This window comes from Sphingopyxis sp. (genome assembly GCF_050725615.1).
In the GTDB taxonomy this organism is placed as follows: Bacteria; Pseudomonadota; Alphaproteobacteria; order Sphingomonadales; family Sphingomonadaceae; genus Sphingopyxis.
The window spans coordinates 1-17,939 of the sequence record NZ_JBOHHU010000036.1 but is presented as its reverse complement, the minus strand read 5'-3'; the positions used below and the strand labels follow the sequence as shown (position 1 = coordinate 17,939).

The following is a 17,939-nucleotide window of genomic DNA, read 5'->3' as shown; positions in this document are numbered from 1 at the left end:
GTGGGGGTCGCAAAAAGCGTGCTGGCATCATTGTTCCTGATCGGCGCGCTCACGTCGACGCCGCAGATGTCGGTGCAGGCCGCGAGCCAGACGATCATCGAGGACGGCGCCGACGGAATGACCCGCGCGGTCAACCGCATGGTCGGCGGCATCATCACCTATGCGCGCTGGCCTGGCACGCCCCAAAACAGCCGCACGATCTGCCTCGTCGGAACCCCTCAGCTGACCGAGCGAGTCGCACCCAGCGTGCCCGGCAACGACCCCGCGATCGCGGTCCGACGGATGACCGCCGCGGCGGTGACCGGCGGCGGCGACTGCGACATCCTGTTCCTCGGCCGTATGCCCGTCGCCGACCGCCAGCGACTGATCGGCTGGGTGCGCGGCCGCGCGGTGCTGACGATCAGCGACGACGATCCGGCCTGCCTCTACGGCGCGATGTTCTGCCTCGCCAACAAGCCGGCGGGCCTCAGCTTCTCGGTGAATCTCGACGCCATCGGACGCGGCCCGTTGCGCGTCGATCCGCGCGTGCTCAAGATCGGCCAGGCCGACGGAGGCGCGCCATGACCCGCCGTGCCTCCGACGGCGCGCCCGCGCGCACCAGCTTGCAGAAGCTGCTGTCACGCTTTCATTTCGGCATCACCCTGTTCGCGGTCGCGCTGTCGGGGCTGACGATCCTGCTCTCGGGCATCACCGCGATGCGCGGCTATGCCGACCGCAATATCGAACTCGCCGCACAGCTCGGCGCCTATGGCGTCGAGCCCGCGCTGGTGTTCAACGACGCCGCCGCCGCGCGCGAAGGCCTGGCGCCGCTGATGAAAATTCCGGGCATCGCCAGGCTGCGCGTCCTGAACGATCGCGGCCAGCCGCTGACCGAATGGGTGTCGCCCTCCGAAGACCCGGCGCCGCTGCTGACCCACGCATTTTTCGCGGAGCCGGTTGCCGTCACGATCCATCGCAACGGATCCGCGATCGGCACGATCGAAGTATGGGGCGATTCGTCGACGCTGACCGACTATGTCCGCATCGGCCTGCTCGCCGGGCTCGCCTGCCTGATCGTCACCGCCCTGGGAACGATCGTGATGGCGCGGCGGTTCGAATATGAACTGGTCAAGCCCTTGGGCGAAATCGCCACCGTGGCGCATGACGTCCGGCTGCACCGCCGCTTCGACAAGCGCGTGCAGCCGCTGGGCATCGCCGAACTCGACCGGTTGGGCGGCGACATCAATGCGCTGCTCGACGAATTGCAGGGCTGGCAGGGCAGCATGGAAAGCGAACGCGCCATGCTCGCGCACCGCGCCTCGCACGACGCATTGACCGCCCTGCCCAATCGCGCCGCCTTCGACGAACAGCTGGCGCTGCGCATCGCGGCGGCCCAACACCAGGGCACCCGCCTCGCCCTGCTCTTCATCGACGCCGACAATTTCAAGGCGGCCAACGACCGCTTCGGCCATGCCGCCGGCGATGCCGTGCTCGTTGCGCTGTCGCACCGCATCGGCACGACCTTGCGCGACGGCGATTTCGCGGCGCGCATCGGCGGCGACGAATTTGTCGTGCTCATCGACCCGCTCGACCCGATGGTCGAGCCCCAGATGCTCGCCGAACGGATTCGCACCAGCATCGCGCAGCCCGCGACCCTGCCCGGCGGCGAAGCCTATCGCCTGACCGCGAGCGTCGGCGCCGCCGTGTTTCCCGACGAAGCGACCGATGCCGCCGCTCTCCTCACCGTCGCCGACGCCGCCATGTACGCCGACAAATTGTCCAATCGGACCCGATCTTGATCCCCCTGAAGCGAGTTGATGCCGTGATCCATGTCCTTCGCCGTTCGTTTCGCGCCCTGTCGTTCCTCTTCGTCGCCGCCGCGCTCGCCGCCTGTCAGAGCGTACCCGCGCCGACCGGCTTCAACGCCGTTCAGGTCGCGGCGCTGAAGGCGGAAGGCTTTGTCGAAACCGACGCCGGCTGGGCGCTGACCCTGCCCGAACGCCTGCTGTTCGCGACCGACGAAAGCGATCTGAAACCCGAGCAGATCGAGGCCATTGCCAAGATCGCCGGCCGGCTGTCGGCGGTCGGAATCACCTCGGCCCGTGTCGAAGGTCACACCGATTCGGTGGGCAGCAGCGCCTATAATCTCAAACTGTCGCAGGCGCGCGCGCAGGCGGTGGCGGTACCGATGCAGGCCAATGGCATGGCGCTGACGCCCGACCAGGTGATCGGTCGCGGTGAAGCCCTGCCGCTGTCGAGCAACGACACCGCCGAGGGCCGCCAGGACAATCGCCGCGTGGTCGTGATCGTCTGGCCGCAATAGGCCCCGCTTTCCTTGGCGAAACTTCGCCGCTAAGCCCGCGCGCATGAAACCGATCCGCAAAGCCGTCTTCCCCGTCGCCGGCCTCGGCACCCGCTTCCTGCCTGCGACCAAGGCGATCCCCAAGGAGATGCTGCCGGTCGTCGACCGGCCGCTGATCCAATATGCCGTCGACGAGGCGCGCGAGGCGGGGATCGAGCAGATGATCTTCGTGACCGGGCGCGGCAAGAGCGCGATCGAGGATCATTTCGACATCGCCTTCGAACTCGAAAAGACGATGTCCGAACGCGGCAAGGACCTGTCGGTGCTCGAACCGACGCGGCTCGGCCCGGGCAATTGCGCCTATGTCCGCCAACAGGAACCGCTCGGCCTCGGCCATGCGATCTGGTGCGCGCGCGACATCGTCGGCGACGAACCCTTCGCCATCTTCCTGCCCGACGAGTTCATGCACGGCACGCCCGGCTGCATGAAGCAGATGGTCGACGCCTACGCCCGGGTCGGCGGCAATCTCCTCTCGGTGCTCGAAGTGCCGCGCGAACAGGTGTCGAGCTATGGCGTCATCACCCCCGGCGCGCGCGACGGCGCGCTGACCGAGGTCCTCGGCCTCGTCGAAAAGCCGAAGGTCGAGGAAGCACCATCGAACCTGATCGTCTCGGGCCGCTACATCCTCCAGCCCGAGGTGATGAAAGTCCTCGCGGCGCAGGAAAAGGGGGCCGGCGGCGAAATCCAGCTGACCGACGCGATGGCGACGATGATCGGCAAACAGCCCTTCCACGCCGTGACCTTCGACGGCGCGCGCTATGATTGCGGGTCGAAAGCGGGCTATATCCAGGCCAATCTCGCGGTCGCGCTCGAGCGCCCCGACATGGCGGGCGAAGTTCGCGCCTTTGCGATCGATCTGCTGAAATAGGACCGGCGGCGGCGCCATGCCGCCGCCGGCCGGGTCCTCAATTGCCCTCGATATTGGGCTTGGGAAAGCTGTCGGCGCCGATGGTGCGATAAAGCCATCCGCCCAGCGCCCCGCCGATCAGCGGCGCCACCCAGAACAGCCACAATTGCTGCAGCGCGATGCCGCCGACGACCAGCGCCGGTCCGGTGCTGCGCGCCGGATTGACCGAGGTGTTGGTCACCGGGATCGAAATCAGGTGGATCAGCGTCAGCCCCAGCCCGATCGCGAGCGGCGCGAAACCCGCCGGGGCCCGCCCGTCGGTCGACCCCATGATGATCCACAGGAAGAAGGCCGTGAGCAGAATCTCGATGATCAGGCCCGACCAAACGTCATATTTGCCCGGCGATGCGTCGCCAAAACCGTTCGACGCGAGCTGGTTGGTCGCCGGGTCGAAACTGCCCGCGCCGCTGGCGACATAATAGAGCAGAAACGCCGCGACGATCGCGCCGAGGACCTGCGCCGCGACATAGAGCGGAATGTCGCGCGCCGCAAAGCGGCCGCCGGCCCACAGGCCGACGGTCACCGCCGGATTGAGGTGGCAGCCCGAAATATGGCCGATCGCATAGGCCATGGTGACCACAGTCAGGCCGAAGGCCAGCGACACGCCAAGGAGGCCGATCCCGACGTCGGGAAAGGCCGCTGCGAGCACGGCGCTCCCGCACCCGCCGAACACGAGCCAGAAGGTGCCGATAAATTCGGCCAAGCCCTTTTGCACATTACTCATATGACCCTCCCCTCAGCGCCGACGGCGATGAGCGCGGCTGGCGCAAAAGCCAGCCTAGCATCGCCATCGGCGACGACAAGCCCCCGGGCCGGCGCGGATCAGGCGGCGGCGACCGCCTCGACGAAATGCCGGGCGCGCTGGTGCAGCGACTGCGCCGCCTGCGTCAGCCCCGCCGACAATTTGCCGAGCAACTGCGCGCCGTCGCCGACTGCGGTCGCGCCGCGGCCGATATGCTGGACACGCGTGTCGATCTCGCGCCCCGCCGCGACCGCCTGCTCGACATAGCTCGCGATCATCAGCGTCGTCGCGCTCTGCCCGTCGACCGCCTTGTCGACCGCGTCGGAAAAGCCGTTGTTCGCGACGATCGCCTTTTCGACCTCATCGAACCCGTCGGTCACCTGGCCGACGATGTCGCGGATGCGGTCGATATAGTGGGTGATGTCGCCCGCCGCGCTGCGCGTCTGCTTCGCCAGCGTCTTGACCTCCGACGCGACCACGGCGAAGCCGCGCCCGGCGTCGCCGGCGTGCGCCGCCTCGATCCCGGCGTTGAGCGCGAGCATGTTGGTGCGGCTCGCCATGTCGATGATCAGCGCCAGCATCTGTTCGATCGACCGGCTCGCCGCCTTGAGCGCCGCAGCGCGGTCGCCCGCCGCCTGGACCTTGCGGTGCGCGTCGCTGCGGACGGTGCGCGCGTGGGCGCCGTCGTCGACGATCCGCCGCATCGAGGCGGCAAGCGCGTGGCCGCGATCGCCGAGTTCGCCGAGCCCGGTCAGCGTCTGCGCGGTCGCGCCCGCGACCGACACCGCATCGCGGCCGGTCTGCTGCGCGCGTTCGGCAAGGTCGCGCGCCACCTCCTCGACCTCGCGCGCGGTGTGCGACAGCGCGGCGGTGAGCGCGGCGATATCCTCGTGAAACCGGTCTCCCGCCGCATCGACCCGCGCCGCGCGGGCGCTGCGTTCCTGCGCCAGTTCGACCTCGCGCAGCATCGCCAGCTTCGCAAGCTGGCCGCTGTCGAGCGTCTCGACGAAACGGCCGTCACGCACCAGCACCAGCCCCTCGGTGCCGGCCGAGCGTGAGACGATGGCGAGCAGGGTCGCGGTCGTTTCGGCGACCTCGGCGGTCAGGCAGGGTTCGATCATCGTCGCGATCGACCCGCCGATGGTCGGATTCTGCATCAGCGAGAACCAGTAGGGGCAGAACAGCAGTTCGCGCACCCGCTGCTCGCGGATGACCCCGACCGGGTGGTCGCGGGCATCGAGCACCGCGAGGATGCGCAGTTGCGGGTCGTGCCGGAACAGGTCGATCACCTCGGACAAATGGGCGTCGGTACGGGTCGCGGCCGAATGGCCGGGGGTGGGGACAAGCGCGAGATCGACGGGGTTCATGGACTGGCTTTACGCTGGAGGAGGAGGCACGGCCGACCTAGAGCTCGATGGTAAAGACAGTTTTAACCATTTGTTTCAATGATATGACAGAGCCTCCCGGCGGGCGCTCCTTCTGCCGCAATCCCCTGTTCAGCCGCGGCGCGATATGCGATGGAAACTGCCGGTTCGAAAGGATGACCTATGCGCGCGATGATCCTCGTCTTGTTGGCCGCCCCGCTGCTTGGCGGCTGCGTCAGCACCGCCAAGACGATCGTCACCGCCCCGTTCAAGGCGGTCGGGCAGGTCGCCGACTGGTCGACGACCAGCCAGGACGAAGCCGACCGCAACCGCGGCCGCGAGCTGCGCAAGCGCGAGGAACGGCTCGGCAGCCTGACGCGCCAGCGCGACAAGGCCGCCGAAAAATGCCGCGACGGCAAGGAAGATCAATGCCAGCGCGCCGAAGTCCTCGACCATGAGATCGAAGCGGAAATGGCCGCGCCGAACTGAAACGCCCCTCGCTGCGAGCGAGAGGGGCCTAGCGCACCCGCCGCCCGGTCCACACCACGCGCCCGACCAGCCGCACCGCCGCCATCGGCAGGTCGTCCCAGCTGCGATATTGCGCATTGTCGCTGATCACCGAAATCCGCCCCGGTCCGGGCGCGCGCGCGACGCGCTTCACCATCAGCACATCGTCCATGCGCAGCACATAGATGCCGTCGCGGAGCCGCGCCCCCGCGTCGCCGCCGTCGACCAATATATCGTCGCCATCGTTCAGCGTCGGCGCCATCGAATCGCCTTCGACGCGGATGATGCTGAGCGCGCGGGCATCGGCGCCAAGGTCGCGGAGCCATTTGGGGTCGAAGGCCACCGCGCCCTCGACCGGCTCGCCGTCGATGCTCGCCCCCGCGCCCGCCGACGCCCCGATCGCCAGCTTGGGCACCAGCACCATGTCGCCCGGCCGTCCCCGCACCGCCGCCGCCACGCGCTGCACCGGCCCGCCGAGCATCGCCTCGGGCACGCCCAGAAAGGCGGCGATCCGCGCCCGATCCTCTTCGGCGAGCCGCCGCGGTGACCCGCGCTTGATATATTGCTGGATATAGGCCGGGTTGCGCCCGATCTTTTCCGACAGCCGGGCATAGTCGATACCCCTGTCGCGCAGGAGCCGGTCGAGCGCGGCGCGCGGATCATCGGCAAAATCGGTCATGGACGGTCCCTTCCTATTTCGTTCCTAGCAATAGGATTTATCCTAGACAAGTAGGAAATCGCCCCTCAAATAGGAAATATCCTATTGGGCGAGTCGCCCGATAGCGGCGAAGCGGTCAGGGAGGATTTATGGCGCAAAAGCTGTTGCAACGGATCGAGGCGTTCCTCACCGAATCGGCGATCCCGCCGAGCGTCTTCGGACGCGAGGCGGTGCGCGACCCGCGCCTGGTCGCCGACCTGCGCGAAGGCCGGATCGCCGGACTTTCCATGATCTGCCGCCTGGAGCATTTTATGAACACATGGCGCGCCGACCATCGGGCCGGCCGCGTGGCCCCGCGCGGCGACCGCCGCCTCTATGTGGTGCGCCACCCGGGAGGGAAAGGCTGATGCGCTGGTCCCCCGTCCGCCCGGCGCGTCCCGGCTGCCCGCACCGCCGCCTCGCCCGCCTGCTCGCGCGCGAACTGCCGCACGGCCTGCTGCTCGGGGCGTCGACGCTGCGGCCATGGGCGAGCGCCAATTTTGTCGGAGCGCTGCATCTGTTTCCGTGCGCGATCGGGAATGAGGATGCGACAGTGCTGCAGCCCTTGTTGCAGGCCCGGCTGGAAACGGTCGAATGGCGCCTGCCGGGACATATCGTCGCCGATCTGGTCGTCGAACTCGCCGAGGGTCGCGATAGCCTGCGGATCGAAATGCTGACGGTGGAGGATTAGCCGACCGCGCGGCGGGTCATGCGCTGCAGTGTGCTGAGCGCCGCTTCGAGCGCGAAATCGGGCTGTTCGACATCCCCGCTGGCGGTGTCCGCCGGCGCCGCCGCAGCCGCCTGGCGGCGCTGGGCCAGCCCCGCCTCGAACCGCGCGACCATCGCGCCGAGGCTGTTGTCGACGGCTTCGGGCTTCGCCGGGCGCGCGATCTCGGCCGGTTGGAGCCACGGCGCATCGGCATCGTCGGCGGCATAGTCGAGCGGCGCGAGGTCGGCGAGCACCAGCTCATCCTGCTCGTCCGCGACGTCCATCATGCTCAGGTCGAGTTCGCTCGCTTCATCGCCGGCAACCGGCGCCACCAACGGACCCAGCCCGCCCTCGGGCAGGTCGCGTCCGGCGCGGAGCGGCGGGCGGAGCGCGTCGTCGGGATGCATGTCGGCGCGGCGACGCGGCAAGGCCGCTTCGGTTTCGGCCTTCGCCTGGCGCTTCGCCCGCGCCAAGACGCGGCGATTGAGCCTGTCGTTGCCGCGCACCGCCGGCGTGGCGATCAGCAAAGCGATCAGGCCTGCAAGCAGCGCGGCGATGGCCGCCATGCCAACGGCCATCGCGAGCCGCCCGCCGTTTCCGATCGGCGGCACGAAGAAATCCGACAGCCGGTCGAGATAGAGTTGCCAGCTGATCCCCGCGACCCAGGCGAGCGGCATCACGGCGACGAACAGGAAGGTCAGCGCCGCCGCGCCGATCGTCGCCGGAACCGCAGGGCGCACGCCACGCCACAGCGCAGCGAGCCTTTCGCGTCCCGACTTGTCTTGGTCTTCGTCCACCATATCGTCCCAATAGCCTGCCCGCGTCAGGCGGCGAGCGCAGATGTGCGTCGCAGCAGCCGCTGGTAAACGGGTTCGTAACGTAAAATGTTTGACGACCAGTTACGATGGTTTTCGACGAAAAGCCGCGCCGTCCGCCGTTGCGCCTCCCAATGATCGCGCGACGCGAGCAGCCCCGCCAGCGCGGCGGCGATCGCCGCCGGATCGTCGGGCGCGAACAAGGTGCCGGTCACGCCATGCTCGATCAACTCGCGATGCCCGCCGACATCCGACGCGGCGACCAGCTTGCCCTGCGCCATCGCCTCCAGCGGTTTCAGCGGCGTGACGAGGTCGGTCAGCCGCATCTTCTTTCGCGGATAGGCCAGGATATCGATCAGCGAATAATAAAGCTCGACCTGGTCGTGCGGAACCCGGCCGACGAAATGGATCCGGTTCGCGGCGGGAGAGGCCGCCGCCTGCGCCTTCAGCGCCGCCTCCATCGGCCCGCCGCCGACGAGCAGCAATTGCGCCCCCGGCTGCGCCGCGACCAGCGCGGGCATCGCGGCGATCAGGTCGTCGATGCCCTCATAATCGTAAAAGCTGCCGATGAAGCCGATCACCGCATCGCCGGTCGCAAGCCCCAATTTCGCCGCCAGCCCCGCATCGCGCGGCAACGGGTCGCCGAACAGGTCGAGGTCGACGCCGTTGGGCGACACGATGATCTTGTCGGCATCGACCCCGCGCGCGATCAGGTCGCCGCGCAACCCGTCGCAGATCACCGCGACGGCGTCGGCCGATTTCACCGCATGGGTCTCGAGCTGGCGGGTCAGGAAATATTTGGCGCTGCCCTCGCGCCCGGTCCCGTTGCCGACCGCCGCATCCTCCCAGAAGGCGCGGATTTCATAGAGCACGGGAATACCCAGCCTTTTGCCAACGCGGAGCGCCGCCATCGCGTCGAGCACCGGCGAATGGGCGTGGAGCAGATCGGGCTGCCATACTTTGACCAGATCGTCGATCCGCGCCGCGAGCGCCCCGATCTCGCGCCACTCGCGGATCGGCGAGCGCGCCGGCGCGATCGGCGGGGTACGGTAAAAGGTCAGGCCGTCGACGGTCTCACCGTCCGGCCCCGGCTCGGGATGGCGCACCCCGGTCACCCCGGCGACCTGCCAGCCCTTGGCGACCTGCGCCTTCATCAGGGCGCGGGTGCGAAAGGTGTAACCGCTGTGCGCGGGCAGGCTGTGGTCGAGGACGTGGAGAATGCGGGTCATGTCGCCGCCCTCTTGCCAGACAAGGCTTAACGCGCCGTCAACCCCGATCGCGTAGGCGTGCGAGCCATGGTCGACAATTTCTCCATCGGGCTGACGCATGTGCTGCTGGCGATCGCCTTGTGGCGCCTGCTCTACCGCGACGATCTCGACCATGAGGTCAGCCCGCGCATGCTGTGGCAACGTCGCCAGGACGAAGCCGCGAAAAAGGAGCAGGGCGATGCGTGACATCGCCTTCGTCGCCTTCCTCTTCGCCTTCATCGGGCTCGGCTTTCGCAAGCCGTTCCTGTTCGTGCTGTGCTTCTGCTACATCGACATCGTCGCGCCGCAGCGGCTGAGCTATTTCCTCATCAACTCGATCCCGATCTCGCTGATCGTCTTCGGGCTGGCCATCATCGGCTGGCTCGCGGTCGACGACAAGCGCGATACAAGATGGTCGGGGCGACAATTCATCCTCGTCGCGCTCCTGCTCTATTGCTGGATGACGACCAGCCAGGCCGATTTCCCGGTCGAGGCGGCGGAAAAATGGGCGTGGGTGTGGAAGGCGCTCGTCTGGGCGATCTTCCTGCCGCTGACCTTGCGCACCAAGCTCCGGATCGAGGCGCTGACCCTCGTCATGCTGCTTTCGGCGGCGGCGATCGCGATCGCGGGCGGCATCAAGACCGCGGCGGGCGGCGGCGGTTACGGCACGCTCCAGCTGCTGCTCAACGAAAATTATGGCCTGTACGAAGGGTCGATCATGTCGGCGGTGGGCATTTCGATCATCCCGCTGATCCTCTGGTACCGCAAGCATGGCACCATCTTCCCGCCCGACTGGCGCGTCAATCTCTTCTGCTTTGCGCTGGTCTTCGCCTGCGCGCTGCTGCCGATCGGGACGCAGGCGCGCACCGGGCTCGTCTGCCTCGTCATCCTCGCGATCCTGTCGCTGCGCGCGGTCAAGCACCGCTTCCTCTATGCTGCCGGCGCCGGCCTGCTCGCGATCGCCGCGATTCCCTTTCTGCCGCAAAGCTTCACCGAGCGGATGGAAACGATCCAGAATCACAAGGCGGACCAGTCGGCCTCGACCCGCGTCGCCGTGTGGGCCTGGACCTGGGAATATGCGAAGGACCACCCCTTCGGCGGCGGGTTCGAGGCCTATATCCAGAACCGCGTCCGCGTCGAAAAGGCCGCAAGCGCCTATGATCCCAACAAGCCGCAGGAGGCCGAACCGACGGTCTATGAGGAAAAGGGCCGCGCCTATCATTCGAGCTATTTCGAAATGCTGGGTGAACAGGGCTATCCCGGCCTCGCGCTCTGGCTCTTCCTCCACCTCACTGGCCTCATCCAGATGGAACGGCTGCGCCGCCGCTACCTCAAGACGCGCCGCGCCGAGGAACAATGGATCGCCCCGCTCGCGACCGCGCTCCAGCACGGTCATATCACCTATCTGATCGGCTCGCTGTTCGTCGGCATCGCCTTCCAGCCCTTCATCTACATGATGCTCGCGCTGCAGATGGGCCTCTCCACCTATGTCCGCCGCCGCGAACGCGAGGCCGGCTGGCGCCCGCTGACCGCGCGCCCGGCGCAGGTCCCGACGCGGCATCCGGTCGTCAGCCCGGGCTGAGGCGGAACCATGGGCGGGGGCGGAGCGCTCTATCCCCCCATGCCCGCACCCCGCCCCATCGCCGTCGCCGACGGCCTGCCCGGCATCAGCCGCAAGCGATACGCGGACGGTCGGAGCACGCGCGGATATCTTTCGCGTGTCGAACGCGGCTTTTTGACCTATCTGGAACGGGCGCCCGATGCTGCGGCGCTGCTCCGTTCCGCCTGACCACCGATCCAGAGGACCCCAAGGCCCGTTATGACCTTCTCCATCCTTGCCGCGACCACGGCGACCGCGAAACCCGCCGCCGCCACGACCAACAACCCGCTCGACGATCTGCGTTACTGGTGGGATGCCAGCATCGCCTGGGTGAACAGTCACTGGCTGCAGATCGGCATCGCGATCGGCGTCGGGCTGCTCATCTATGCGCTGCTGTCGCTGCTCCGCACCTTCGCGCTGAAGCGCGCGCAATCGGCGCCGGGCGAATTCACCCTGACCGACATCGTCGGCCGGGTGATCCACAAGACCAAGTCAATCGTGCTCGCGATCATCGCGGTCCGCATGGTCGCGGGTTATGCCCAGCCGCCGGCGCTGATCCTCAGCACCATCCAGACCGTCTTCACCGTCGCGGTGGTGCTGCAGGCGGCGATCTGGGGACGCGAAATCATATTGGGCCTGATCCAGCGGCGCGCCGCCGAAGGGCATAATGAAACGCTGTCGAATGCGATGGGCATCATCCGCCTGCTGATCAGCATCGCGCTGTTCGCCATCGCCGCGATCGTCATTCTCGACAATATGGGGGTCAATGTCACCGGCCTGATCGCCGGTCTCGGCATCGGCGGCATCGCGATCGGCCTCGCCGCGCAGGGCATTTTTTCCGATCTTTTCGCCTCGCTCTCGATCATCTTCGATCGCCCGTTCCGCGTCGGGGAGACGATCCGCTACGACACCAGCACCGCGACCGTCGAACGCATCGGCCTCAAAAGCACGCGCCTGCGCTCGGTGAACGGCGAATTGCTGGTCATTTCGAACACCAATTTGCTCGGCAAGGAAATCACGAATTTCGCGCATCTCCACCGCCGCCGCGTGACCTTTATGATCGGCGTCATCTATCAGACCACGCCCGACATGCTGCGGTCGCTGCCCGACATGCTGAAGGAGCAGGTGGAGGCCGCCGGTCACCAATTCATACGATCGAGCTTCGTCACCTTCAACGCATCGAGCCTCGATTTCGAACTGCTCTTTGACGTGTTCAGCGACGATTATGAAGTCGTCACGGCGGCGCGGACCGACGTCGCGATCCGCCTGTTCGCGGCGATGACCGAGGCCGGCTACGACTTCGCCTATCCGACGCAAACCAGCTTCACCGCCGCCCCTGACGGATCGATGGTCCTGCCCTATCCCGAGTCCCTCAAACGCGGGGCCGGCGCGGCGAAACCCGCCGGGCCCGCGTGACGCTACGGCGCCGCGGGCGACACGCTTGCCCCTTGTGTTCCGGCGTCCGCCGGGCCTAGAACGCGCGCCTCACAGCAATGGACAGGGGATGATCGATGGGCGGAATTTCGCCGCAGGAACTGCAAGCCAGGGTTGGCGAGCATCTCGGGACGTCCGATTGGGTGCTCGTTGATCAGGACATGATCAACAAATTCGCCGACGCGACCGGCGACCATCAATTCATCCATGTCGACGAGGAAAAGGCGAAGCTGACGCCCTTCGGCGGCACCATCGCGCATGGCTTCCTCACCCTGTCGCTGATGCCGATGCTCGGCGCCAGCACCGACGGGCCGAAGGTCGCGGGCATCAAGATGGGCGTCAACTATGGTTGCAACAAGGTGCGTTTCCTGTCGCCCGTGCGCTCGGGCAAGCGCGTTCGCAGCCACATCAAATTGCTCGAACTCGAAGAAAAGCGCCCCGGCCAGTGGCAACAGACCAATGAAGTGACCGTCGAGATCGAGGGCGAGGAAAAGCCCGCCCTGATCGCCGAATGGATCAGCCAGTTTTTCGTCTAGGCTCCGCCCTCCCCGGCAAAGACCAGCTCAGACACACCGAAAAGGAATTTCGACATGCGTGACGCCGTCATCGTTTCCACCGCCCGCACCCCGCTGACCAAGGCGGCGCGCGGCTCGTTCAACAACACCGTCGCCCCGACATTGGGCTCCTTCTCGGTCAAGGCGGCCGTCGAGCGCGCCGGGCTCGAAGGCGGCGAGATCGACGATGTCGTCTTCGGCGCGGCGATGCAGCAGGGGTCGCAGACGATGAACGTCGCGCGCCTCATCGCGCTGCGCTCGGGCCTGCCCGTCACCGTCCCCGGCATGTCGATCGACCGCCAATGCTCGTCGGGCCTGATGACGATCGCGACCGCCGCGAAACAGATCATCGTCGACCGCCAGGATATCTGCGTCGCCGGCGGCATCGAGAGCATCTCGAAGGTCAGCGGCAGCGGCAAGGTGTTCATCGAAACCGATGCCGAGCTGATCGCGATGCACAAGGACACCTATATGCCGATGATCGGCACCGCAGAGGTCGTCGCCAAGCGCTACAACATCAGCCGCGAAGTGCAGGACGAATATTCGCTGCAGTCGCAGCAGCGCACCGCCGCCGCGCAGGCCGCCGGCCTCTACGCCGACGAAATCGTCGCGTGCAACGCGACGATGGCGGTGATGAACAAGGAAACCAAGGAAGTCAGCTTCCACGACGTCGTCGCCGACAAGGACGAGTGCAACCGTCCCGACACCACGCTCGAAGGGCTGTCGAGCCTCAAGCCGGTGATGGGCGAAGGCTTTTCGATCACCGCCGGCAACGCCAGCCAGCTTGCCGACGGCTCGTCGGCCTGCGTCGTGATGGAAGCCAAGGTCGCCGAGAAGCGCGGGCTCCAGCCGCTCGGCCGCTATGTCGGCATGGCGGTCGCGGGCACCGAGCCCGACGAAATGGGCATCGGCCCGGTCTTCGCGATCCCCAAGCTGCTCGAACGCTTCGAGCTCAAGATGGACGACATCGGCCTGTGGGAACTCAACGAAGCCTTTGCCGTGCAGGTCCTCTATTGCCGCGACAAGCTCGGCATTCCGAACGAGCTGCTCAACGTCAACGGCGGCTCGATCTCGATCGGCCACCCCTTCGGCATGACCGGCGCGCGCTGCGTCGGCCACGCCCTGCTCGAAGGCAAGCGCCGCGGCGTCAAATATGCTGTCGTCACCATGTGCATCGGCGGCGGCCAGGGCGCAGCGGGCCTGTTCGAGGTTTTCTGATAATATGGGCTGGATCGCTGACCGGTTTTCGAAATGGAGAGCCGGTCGGCGCGAACGCCAGGAAATAGCGGAAAGCGTCGAGCGAGACGCGGCGCGGCGCAGGGAATCGCTCGCCGATCCCTCGCTCACGCCGTCGGAACGCCTCCTTCAATGGTGGGGTGAGCCTTCGCCCGGTGTCGGTGACGACCAGTTGGAGCAACTCGAAAGCCGATATTCCATTCGCTTACCCGATGATTTTCGAGCCTATTTGAAAGCGGCAATGCCGGCCGGAAACGAATGGGATGCGGAGGGTACACGGTGGTGGCCGCTTGGCGATATCAAGAGTATCCACGAAGAGAGCAAAGCCCACTCCTATTGGGAGGCGGAAGCCGGTGATGATAAGCGGCTTCTCTTCGCGGATTATCTGATCTGGTGCTGGGCTTGGGCGGTCGATTGTTCCGATGGACCAAATCGCGGCAGGGTCCTCCTCGTTTCCGGCGCAAACCATTATGTGGCCGACAGCTTCGACGATTTTCTGGATCGCTACATGCGCAACGACCGTTCAATATGTTGATAAGAGTTAATCGAAGGAGAAGAAACATGAGCGCAATCGGCATCATCGCGACCATCCGGGTGCAGCCCGGCAAGGAAGAAGAATTCGAAGGCGTCTTCGCCGAGCTTGCCCCGGCGGTCGCCGCGAACGAGCCCGGCAACAGCTATTACAAGCTGTTCCGCACCGAAGAGGCGGGCGTCTACAAGGTGCTCGAATGCTATGACGACGCTGCGGCGGTCGAGGCGCATCGCGCGTCGGACCATTTCCGCACCTTGGGCGCAAAACTCGGTCCCTGCCTCGCCGGCGCGCCCGAAATCGAAAAGCTCGCTGCGGTCTGAACCGGTGCAGGGTGCGGCCTATCTGATCCCGCTCGCCTTCGCGGGCGCGGCCGCCACGGCGGCGACCGCGCCGGGGCCGCAGGCGGGCCGATGGACGCATGTCACCCAGCTGGTCAGCGCCGACATTCCCGGTGTGCCCGAAACGCTGATCCGCGCCGCCGACAAGCGCGAACCGCGCACCACCTGCCTGACCGCGAAACAGGCCGCCGCGACGCCGCAGGTCCTGCTCCACGCCCCCGGCGCAACCTGCTCGTCGCGCAGCTACACGCTCGCCGCCGGCAAGATTCGCGGCCAGTCGCTGTGCAGGGTCAAGGAACTCGAGACCCCGGTGAAGACCGTCACCACCGGCACTTACAGCGCGAAGGGCTATGTTACCCGCAGCGTAACGACCGGCACGCGGGGCGGCCGCCCGCTGAAGGTGGTCACCGCCACCAGCGGCAAATGGCTGGGAACGGCGTGCCGTTAGGATAGCCCCCTCTCCCCTCAAGGGGAGAAGGAACCAATCAAACCTCCGCAATCTCCCCCGACCGATCGCCCAGCAGATAGCGCGGCCCCGCCCCGCGCTGCGCCGCCTTGTCCTCGCGGTTGTAGAGCCCGCATTTCTTCAGGGACAGGCACCCGCACCCGATGCACGCCCCCAGCAATTCCTGCGTCCGTTCAAGCGCCGCGATCTGCGCCGCGATCCGGGTCTGCAGTCCACCGCTGATCCGCGCCCAGTCGGTCGCATTGGGCGTGCGCTCGGCGGGCAGCCGCGTCAGTTCGCCGCCAATCTCCTCCAGGCTCAGCCCGAGTTGCTGCGCGATCAGGATGAACGACACGCGCCGGATATCGGCGCGCAGAAATCGCCGCTGCCCGCCGCGCGTGCGCAGCGCCGCGATCAGGCCCTTGGCCTCGTAGAAACGGATCGCCGACACCGCGACGCCGGTGCGCGCCGCAAGATCGCCGATCGCGATCAGGTCCGTCCGATGCATCCTGTCGCCCTTCGCTTTTCGCTTGATCTAAACCTTGCTTGAGCTTTCATAACCCGCTGCGTCAACCCGAATCACGAAAGACGAACCATGACGCATCCCTTCATCGAACATGTGAACCTGACCGTCAGCGACCCCGATCGCAGCGCCGGCATCCTCTCGGCGATCTTCGGCTGGCACGAACGCTGGCGCGGCCCCGCACGCGACGGCGGCCGCACGATCCACCTCGGCAGCGATCATGCCTATGTCGCGCTCTACACCGGCCCCGACGGCGAACATGCCGACATCGCCTATCCCAAGGGCGAACCGCTCAACCATCTCGGCGTCCAGGTCGACGATCTCGATACGATCGAGATGCGCGTGAAAGCGGTCGGTCTCACCCCCTTCAACCACGGCGATTACGACCCCGGCCGCCGCTTCTATTTCCTCGACCCCGATGGCATCGAATATGAAGTCGTCAGCTACAACGAGCCACGCCTGCGCTGAACCGGGCAACGTCCCGGACCTGGCCGCGTTGTCGCTGTATCGAGGGGGAAAAAGGAGTTTCTCCATGAGCGAGAATATCAAGAAGGACTTCTGGAAGGCGCTCGACGCCAGTCCCTATGTGATGGTCGGGCTGACCGACGAGCGTGACCATCATATCCCGATGAACGCGCAGCTCGACAAGGACGCCAACGGCGCCTTCTGGTTCTTCACCGCAACCGACAACCGCCTGTCGGCAGGCGGACCGGCGATGGCGCAATTCGCATCAAAGGGTCACGACCTGTTCGCCTGCATCGCAGGAACGCTGCGCCCCGAAACCGACCGCGCGGTGCTCGACAAATTGTGGAACAACAGCATCGAGGCCTGGTACGAAGGCGGCAAGAGCGATCCCAAGCTCGTCCTCCTGCGCTTCGATCTCGACAATGCCGAAATCTGGACCGCCGACGCGAGCATCGAGGGGCTGTTCAGGATGGCGACCGGCATGACGATGAAGGAAGGCGAACTCGGCCAGCACGCTGAAGTGGCGCTGTAAACCACCGCTAGACACGCGCCCCATGCTCGCGGATAAGCGAGCCATGGGCGCGTGGCTGGCGGATCATTTCGCATGGAACGGCAGGACCAGCCGCGACGAATATCGTCGCTGGTTGCCTTTGATCATTGCCGCCGAAATCGCCTCCTTCTGGGGCGTCGCCGAATATGGGAGGCGTGGCGCGATTCACGTCAATGATTTCGGCTGGTGGGGGCTGATCCCCTTCACGATATTGCTCGCATATTCGATCGGCTGGACCTTGCTGACCGCCCGCCGCTTACGGACTGCCGGCATCACCCGCCGATGGGTGCTCTTTCCCGTCTTTGTCCACGTCCCGATCGGTGACAGCCTCTTCACGGTCGGCACGGCCATGGCCGTGTTTCTGACCGTCGTCGCGGCCCTTGCCTCCGATTCCGACACGGTCAAGATCGGCTAGGTCCCGCCGCACGCTTTTCGCTTGGACGACCCGGCCGACGGGCTAAGGTCAGCCGCGATGACCGGCAAATCCCTCTCCGAACGCATCGGCGACCTCGGCCACCGTCTCGCGGTCGAGGCGCATACCGCCTGGCTCGCCGCGCGCGACCGCCGCGTGCCTTGGCCCGCGCGCATCCTCGCGGTCGCGGTCGCGGCTTATGCGCTGTCGCCGATCGATCTGATCCCCGATTTCATTCCGGTGCTCGGCTGGCTCGACGACCTGCTGATCGTGCCGCTCGGGCTGTGGGTGGTCCGCCGCCTGATCCCCGACCCGCTCTGGGCCGACCTCCACGCCGCCGCCGAGGCCGCCGCCGACCGCCCCTCGAGCCGCGCCGGCATGGCCTTCATCCTGCTGCTATGGGCGGGGCTGCTCTATATCGTCTATTGGAGCGTGCGGACGTCGCCCTGGCATTGAGCCGCTAAGGCCAGAAACCGGCCCTCTAACCGTTCGTGTCGAGCGAAGTCGAGACACCCCGAAAG

The 17,939-nt window shown here is 66.5% G+C and carries 25 protein-coding genes; 19 read left to right on the top strand and 6 right to left on the bottom strand.

Going from position 1 to position 17,939, the window contains the following annotated elements; translation table 11 throughout:
* The first annotated feature begins 18 nt into the window (after nt 1-18).
* Genes ACREB7_RS10370 through galU form a run of 4 tightly spaced genes read left to right on the top strand, consistent with a single transcriptional unit; the run spans nt 19 to nt 3,209 of the window.
* Nucleotides 19-564, top strand: a complete 546-nt coding sequence (locus tag ACREB7_RS10370; RefSeq protein ID WP_431592196.1) for a YfiR family protein — start codon at nt 19-21, stop codon at nt 562-564.
* Nucleotides 561-1,778 (top strand): diguanylate cyclase domain-containing protein, encoded by a 1,218-nt coding sequence (locus ACREB7_RS10365; protein WP_431592195.1) that lies wholly within the window; start codon nt 561-563, stop codon nt 1,776-1,778. The genes ACREB7_RS10370 and ACREB7_RS10365 overlap by 4 nt, the downstream gene beginning before the upstream one ends.
* Before the next feature lie 23 nt (nt 1,779-1,801).
* Complete coding sequence (locus ACREB7_RS10360) at nt 1,802-2,302, top strand: OmpA family protein (RefSeq protein WP_431592194.1); 501 nt, start codon at nt 1,802-1,804, stop codon at nt 2,300-2,302.
* A gap of 43 nt (nt 2,303-2,345) precedes the next feature.
* On the top strand, nt 2,346-3,209 hold the full coding sequence (gene galU / locus ACREB7_RS10355; RefSeq protein WP_431592193.1) for a UTP--glucose-1-phosphate uridylyltransferase GalU: 864 nt from the start codon (nt 2,346-2,348) through the stop codon (nt 3,207-3,209).
* Between the two features lie 37 nt (nt 3,210-3,246).
* Here the strand turns inward: galU and aqpZ are convergent, their stop codons facing one another.
* Nucleotides 3,247-3,972: an aquaporin Z gene (aqpZ, locus tag ACREB7_RS10350; RefSeq protein ID WP_431592192.1), complete on the bottom strand. Its 726-nt coding sequence runs from the start codon at nt 3,970-3,972 to the stop codon at nt 3,247-3,249.
* Between the two features lie 98 nt (nt 3,973-4,070).
* The gene (locus tag ACREB7_RS10345) at nt 4,071-5,357 is read right to left on the bottom strand and encodes a methyl-accepting chemotaxis protein (RefSeq protein ID WP_431592191.1); all 1,287 of its coding nucleotides are present in this window, start codon (nt 5,355-5,357) and stop codon (nt 4,071-4,073) included.
* A gap of 180 nt (nt 5,358-5,537) precedes the next feature.
* Here ACREB7_RS10345 and ACREB7_RS10340 point away from each other — a divergent pair, with 180 nt between their 5' ends.
* Nucleotides 5,538-5,843 (top strand): hypothetical protein, encoded by a 306-nt coding sequence (locus ACREB7_RS10340; RefSeq protein WP_431592190.1) that lies wholly within the window; start codon nt 5,538-5,540, stop codon nt 5,841-5,843.
* Between the two features lie 28 nt (nt 5,844-5,871).
* Here the strand turns inward: ACREB7_RS10340 and ACREB7_RS10335 are convergent, their stop codons facing one another.
* Nucleotides 5,872-6,540 (bottom strand): LexA family transcriptional regulator, encoded by a 669-nt coding sequence (locus ACREB7_RS10335; protein ID WP_431592189.1) that lies wholly within the window; start codon nt 6,538-6,540, stop codon nt 5,872-5,874.
* Nucleotides 6,541-6,668: 128 nt separating this feature from the next.
* Here ACREB7_RS10335 and ACREB7_RS10330 point away from each other — a divergent pair, with 128 nt between their 5' ends.
* Both ACREB7_RS10330 and ACREB7_RS10325 read left to right on the top strand, forming a co-directional pair.
* The gene (locus ACREB7_RS10330; protein WP_431592188.1) at nt 6,669-6,926 is read left to right on the top strand and encodes a hypothetical protein; all 258 of its coding nucleotides are present in this window, start codon (nt 6,669-6,671) and stop codon (nt 6,924-6,926) included.
* A complete protein-coding gene (locus tag ACREB7_RS10325) occupies nt 6,926-7,249 on the top strand; it encodes a hypothetical protein (protein ID WP_431592187.1) in 324 nt (107 codons plus the stop codon). The genes ACREB7_RS10330 and ACREB7_RS10325 overlap by 1 nt, the downstream gene beginning before the upstream one ends.
* Here the strand turns inward: ACREB7_RS10325 and ACREB7_RS10320 are convergent.
* Both ACREB7_RS10320 and ACREB7_RS10315 read right to left on the bottom strand, forming a co-directional pair.
* Nucleotides 7,246-8,067 carry a hypothetical protein gene (locus ACREB7_RS10320; protein ID WP_431592186.1) on the bottom strand — a complete coding sequence of 274 codons (822 nt, stop codon included), beginning with the start codon at nt 8,065-8,067 and terminating at the stop codon, nt 7,246-7,248. The genes ACREB7_RS10325 and ACREB7_RS10320 overlap by 4 nt on opposite strands.
* 23 nt (nt 8,068-8,090) lie before the next feature.
* Nucleotides 8,091-9,311 (bottom strand): TIGR04063 family PEP-CTERM/XrtA system glycosyltransferase, encoded by a 1,221-nt coding sequence (locus ACREB7_RS10315; protein WP_431592185.1) that lies wholly within the window; start codon nt 9,309-9,311, stop codon nt 8,091-8,093.
* A gap of 66 nt (nt 9,312-9,377) precedes the next feature.
* Here ACREB7_RS10315 and ACREB7_RS10310 point away from each other — a divergent pair, with 66 nt between their 5' ends.
* The 8 genes from ACREB7_RS10310 to ACREB7_RS10275 all read left to right on the top strand — a co-directional run bounded on the left by ACREB7_RS10310 (nt 9,378) and on the right by ACREB7_RS10275 (nt 15,471).
* Nucleotides 9,378-9,536: a hypothetical protein gene (locus tag ACREB7_RS10310; RefSeq protein ID WP_431592184.1), complete on the top strand. Its 159-nt coding sequence runs from the start codon at nt 9,378-9,380 to the stop codon at nt 9,534-9,536.
* Nucleotides 9,529-10,911, top strand: a complete 1,383-nt coding sequence (locus tag ACREB7_RS10305) for a putative O-glycosylation ligase, exosortase A system-associated (protein WP_431592183.1) — start codon at nt 9,529-9,531, stop codon at nt 10,909-10,911. The genes ACREB7_RS10310 and ACREB7_RS10305 overlap by 8 nt, the downstream gene beginning before the upstream one ends.
* Before the next feature lie 237 nt (nt 10,912-11,148).
* Complete coding sequence (locus tag ACREB7_RS10300; protein WP_431592182.1) at nt 11,149-12,345, top strand: mechanosensitive ion channel family protein; 1,197 nt, start codon at nt 11,149-11,151, stop codon at nt 12,343-12,345.
* 95 nt (nt 12,346-12,440) lie between these two features.
* Nucleotides 12,441-12,899 carry a MaoC family dehydratase gene (locus tag ACREB7_RS10295; protein ID WP_431592181.1) on the top strand — a complete coding sequence of 153 codons (459 nt, stop codon included), beginning with the start codon at nt 12,441-12,443 and terminating at the stop codon, nt 12,897-12,899.
* A 54-nt stretch (nt 12,900-12,953) separates the two neighbouring features.
* Complete coding sequence (locus tag ACREB7_RS10290) at nt 12,954-14,135, top strand: acetyl-CoA C-acyltransferase (RefSeq protein ID WP_431592180.1); 1,182 nt, start codon at nt 12,954-12,956, stop codon at nt 14,133-14,135.
* A 4-nt stretch (nt 14,136-14,139) separates the two neighbouring features.
* Nucleotides 14,140-14,688 (top strand): SMI1/KNR4 family protein, encoded by a 549-nt coding sequence (locus ACREB7_RS10285; protein ID WP_431592179.1) that lies wholly within the window; start codon nt 14,140-14,142, stop codon nt 14,686-14,688.
* Between the two features lie 26 nt (nt 14,689-14,714).
* Complete coding sequence (locus tag ACREB7_RS10280; RefSeq protein ID WP_431592178.1) at nt 14,715-15,005, top strand: putative quinol monooxygenase; 291 nt, start codon at nt 14,715-14,717, stop codon at nt 15,003-15,005.
* Between the two features lie 4 nt (nt 15,006-15,009).
* The gene (locus tag ACREB7_RS10275) at nt 15,010-15,471 is read left to right on the top strand and encodes a DUF3617 domain-containing protein (protein WP_431592177.1); all 462 of its coding nucleotides are present in this window, start codon (nt 15,010-15,012) and stop codon (nt 15,469-15,471) included.
* 37 nt (nt 15,472-15,508) lie between these two features.
* Here ACREB7_RS10275 and soxR read toward each other — a convergent pair whose 3' ends face one another.
* On the bottom strand, nt 15,509-15,976 hold the full coding sequence (gene soxR, locus ACREB7_RS10270; protein WP_431592176.1) for a redox-sensitive transcriptional activator SoxR: 468 nt from the start codon (nt 15,974-15,976) through the stop codon (nt 15,509-15,511).
* A gap of 87 nt (nt 15,977-16,063) precedes the next feature.
* Here soxR and ACREB7_RS10265 point away from each other — a divergent pair, with 87 nt between their 5' ends.
* The 4 genes from ACREB7_RS10265 to ACREB7_RS10250 all read left to right on the top strand — a co-directional run bounded on the left by ACREB7_RS10265 (nt 16,064) and on the right by ACREB7_RS10250 (nt 17,874).
* On the top strand, nt 16,064-16,459 hold the full coding sequence (locus ACREB7_RS10265; RefSeq protein ID WP_431592175.1) for a VOC family protein: 396 nt from the start codon (nt 16,064-16,066) through the stop codon (nt 16,457-16,459).
* Between the two features lie 64 nt (nt 16,460-16,523).
* Nucleotides 16,524-16,988 carry a pyridoxamine 5'-phosphate oxidase family protein gene (locus tag ACREB7_RS10260; protein WP_431592174.1) on the top strand — a complete coding sequence of 155 codons (465 nt, stop codon included), beginning with the start codon at nt 16,524-16,526 and terminating at the stop codon, nt 16,986-16,988.
* A gap of 43 nt (nt 16,989-17,031) precedes the next feature.
* The gene (locus ACREB7_RS10255) at nt 17,032-17,421 is read left to right on the top strand and encodes a hypothetical protein (protein WP_431592173.1); all 390 of its coding nucleotides are present in this window, start codon (nt 17,032-17,034) and stop codon (nt 17,419-17,421) included.
* A 57-nt stretch (nt 17,422-17,478) separates the two neighbouring features.
* Nucleotides 17,479-17,874 carry a YkvA family protein gene (locus ACREB7_RS10250; protein ID WP_431592172.1) on the top strand — a complete coding sequence of 132 codons (396 nt, stop codon included), beginning with the start codon at nt 17,479-17,481 and terminating at the stop codon, nt 17,872-17,874.
* Nucleotides 17,875-17,939: the final 65 nt, after the last annotated feature.

Bases quoted from the DNA above. Each gene is read 5' to 3' on its own strand.
- ACREB7_RS10365 (WP_431592195.1), top strand. From the start codon at position 561: ATGACCCGCCGTGCCTCCGACGGCGCGCCCGCGCGCACCAGCTTGCAG.
- galU (WP_431592193.1), top strand. From the start codon at position 2,346: ATGAAACCGATCCGCAAAGCCGTCTTCCCCGTCGCCGGCCTCGGCACC.
- aqpZ (WP_431592192.1), bottom strand. From the start codon at position 3,972: ATGAGTAATGTGCAAAAGGGCTTGGCCGAATTTATCGGCACCTTCTGG.
- ACREB7_RS10345 (WP_431592191.1), bottom strand. From the start codon at position 5,357: ATGAACCCCGTCGATCTCGCGCTTGTCCCCACCCCCGGCCATTCGGCC.
- ACREB7_RS10340 (WP_431592190.1), top strand. From the start codon at position 5,538: ATGCGCGCGATGATCCTCGTCTTGTTGGCCGCCCCGCTGCTTGGCGGC.
- ACREB7_RS10335 (WP_431592189.1), bottom strand. From the start codon at position 6,540: ATGACCGATTTTGCCGATGATCCGCGCGCCGCGCTCGACCGGCTCCTG.
- ACREB7_RS10330 (WP_431592188.1), top strand. From the start codon at position 6,669: ATGGCGCAAAAGCTGTTGCAACGGATCGAGGCGTTCCTCACCGAATCG.
- ACREB7_RS10325 (WP_431592187.1), top strand. From the start codon at position 6,926: ATGCGCTGGTCCCCCGTCCGCCCGGCGCGTCCCGGCTGCCCGCACCGC.
- ACREB7_RS10320 (WP_431592186.1), bottom strand. From the start codon at position 8,067: ATGGTGGACGAAGACCAAGACAAGTCGGGACGCGAAAGGCTCGCTGCG.
- ACREB7_RS10315 (WP_431592185.1), bottom strand. From the start codon at position 9,311: ATGACCCGCATTCTCCACGTCCTCGACCACAGCCTGCCCGCGCACAGC.
- ACREB7_RS10310 (WP_431592184.1), top strand. From the start codon at position 9,378: ATGGTCGACAATTTCTCCATCGGGCTGACGCATGTGCTGCTGGCGATC.
- ACREB7_RS10305 (WP_431592183.1), top strand. From the start codon at position 9,529: ATGCGTGACATCGCCTTCGTCGCCTTCCTCTTCGCCTTCATCGGGCTC.
- ACREB7_RS10300 (WP_431592182.1), top strand. From the start codon at position 11,149: ATGACCTTCTCCATCCTTGCCGCGACCACGGCGACCGCGAAACCCGCC.
- ACREB7_RS10295 (WP_431592181.1), top strand. From the start codon at position 12,441: ATGGGCGGAATTTCGCCGCAGGAACTGCAAGCCAGGGTTGGCGAGCAT.
- ACREB7_RS10290 (WP_431592180.1), top strand. From the start codon at position 12,954: ATGCGTGACGCCGTCATCGTTTCCACCGCCCGCACCCCGCTGACCAAG.
- ACREB7_RS10285 (WP_431592179.1), top strand. From the start codon at position 14,140: ATGGGCTGGATCGCTGACCGGTTTTCGAAATGGAGAGCCGGTCGGCGC.
- ACREB7_RS10280 (WP_431592178.1), top strand. From the start codon at position 14,715: ATGAGCGCAATCGGCATCATCGCGACCATCCGGGTGCAGCCCGGCAAG.
- soxR (WP_431592176.1), bottom strand. From the start codon at position 15,976: ATGCATCGGACGGACCTGATCGCGATCGGCGATCTTGCGGCGCGCACC.
- ACREB7_RS10265 (WP_431592175.1), top strand. From the start codon at position 16,064: ATGACGCATCCCTTCATCGAACATGTGAACCTGACCGTCAGCGACCCC.
- ACREB7_RS10260 (WP_431592174.1), top strand. From the start codon at position 16,524: ATGAGCGAGAATATCAAGAAGGACTTCTGGAAGGCGCTCGACGCCAGT.
- ACREB7_RS10255 (WP_431592173.1), top strand. From the start codon at position 17,032: ATGGGCGCGTGGCTGGCGGATCATTTCGCATGGAACGGCAGGACCAGC.
- ACREB7_RS10250 (WP_431592172.1), top strand. From the start codon at position 17,479: ATGACCGGCAAATCCCTCTCCGAACGCATCGGCGACCTCGGCCACCGT.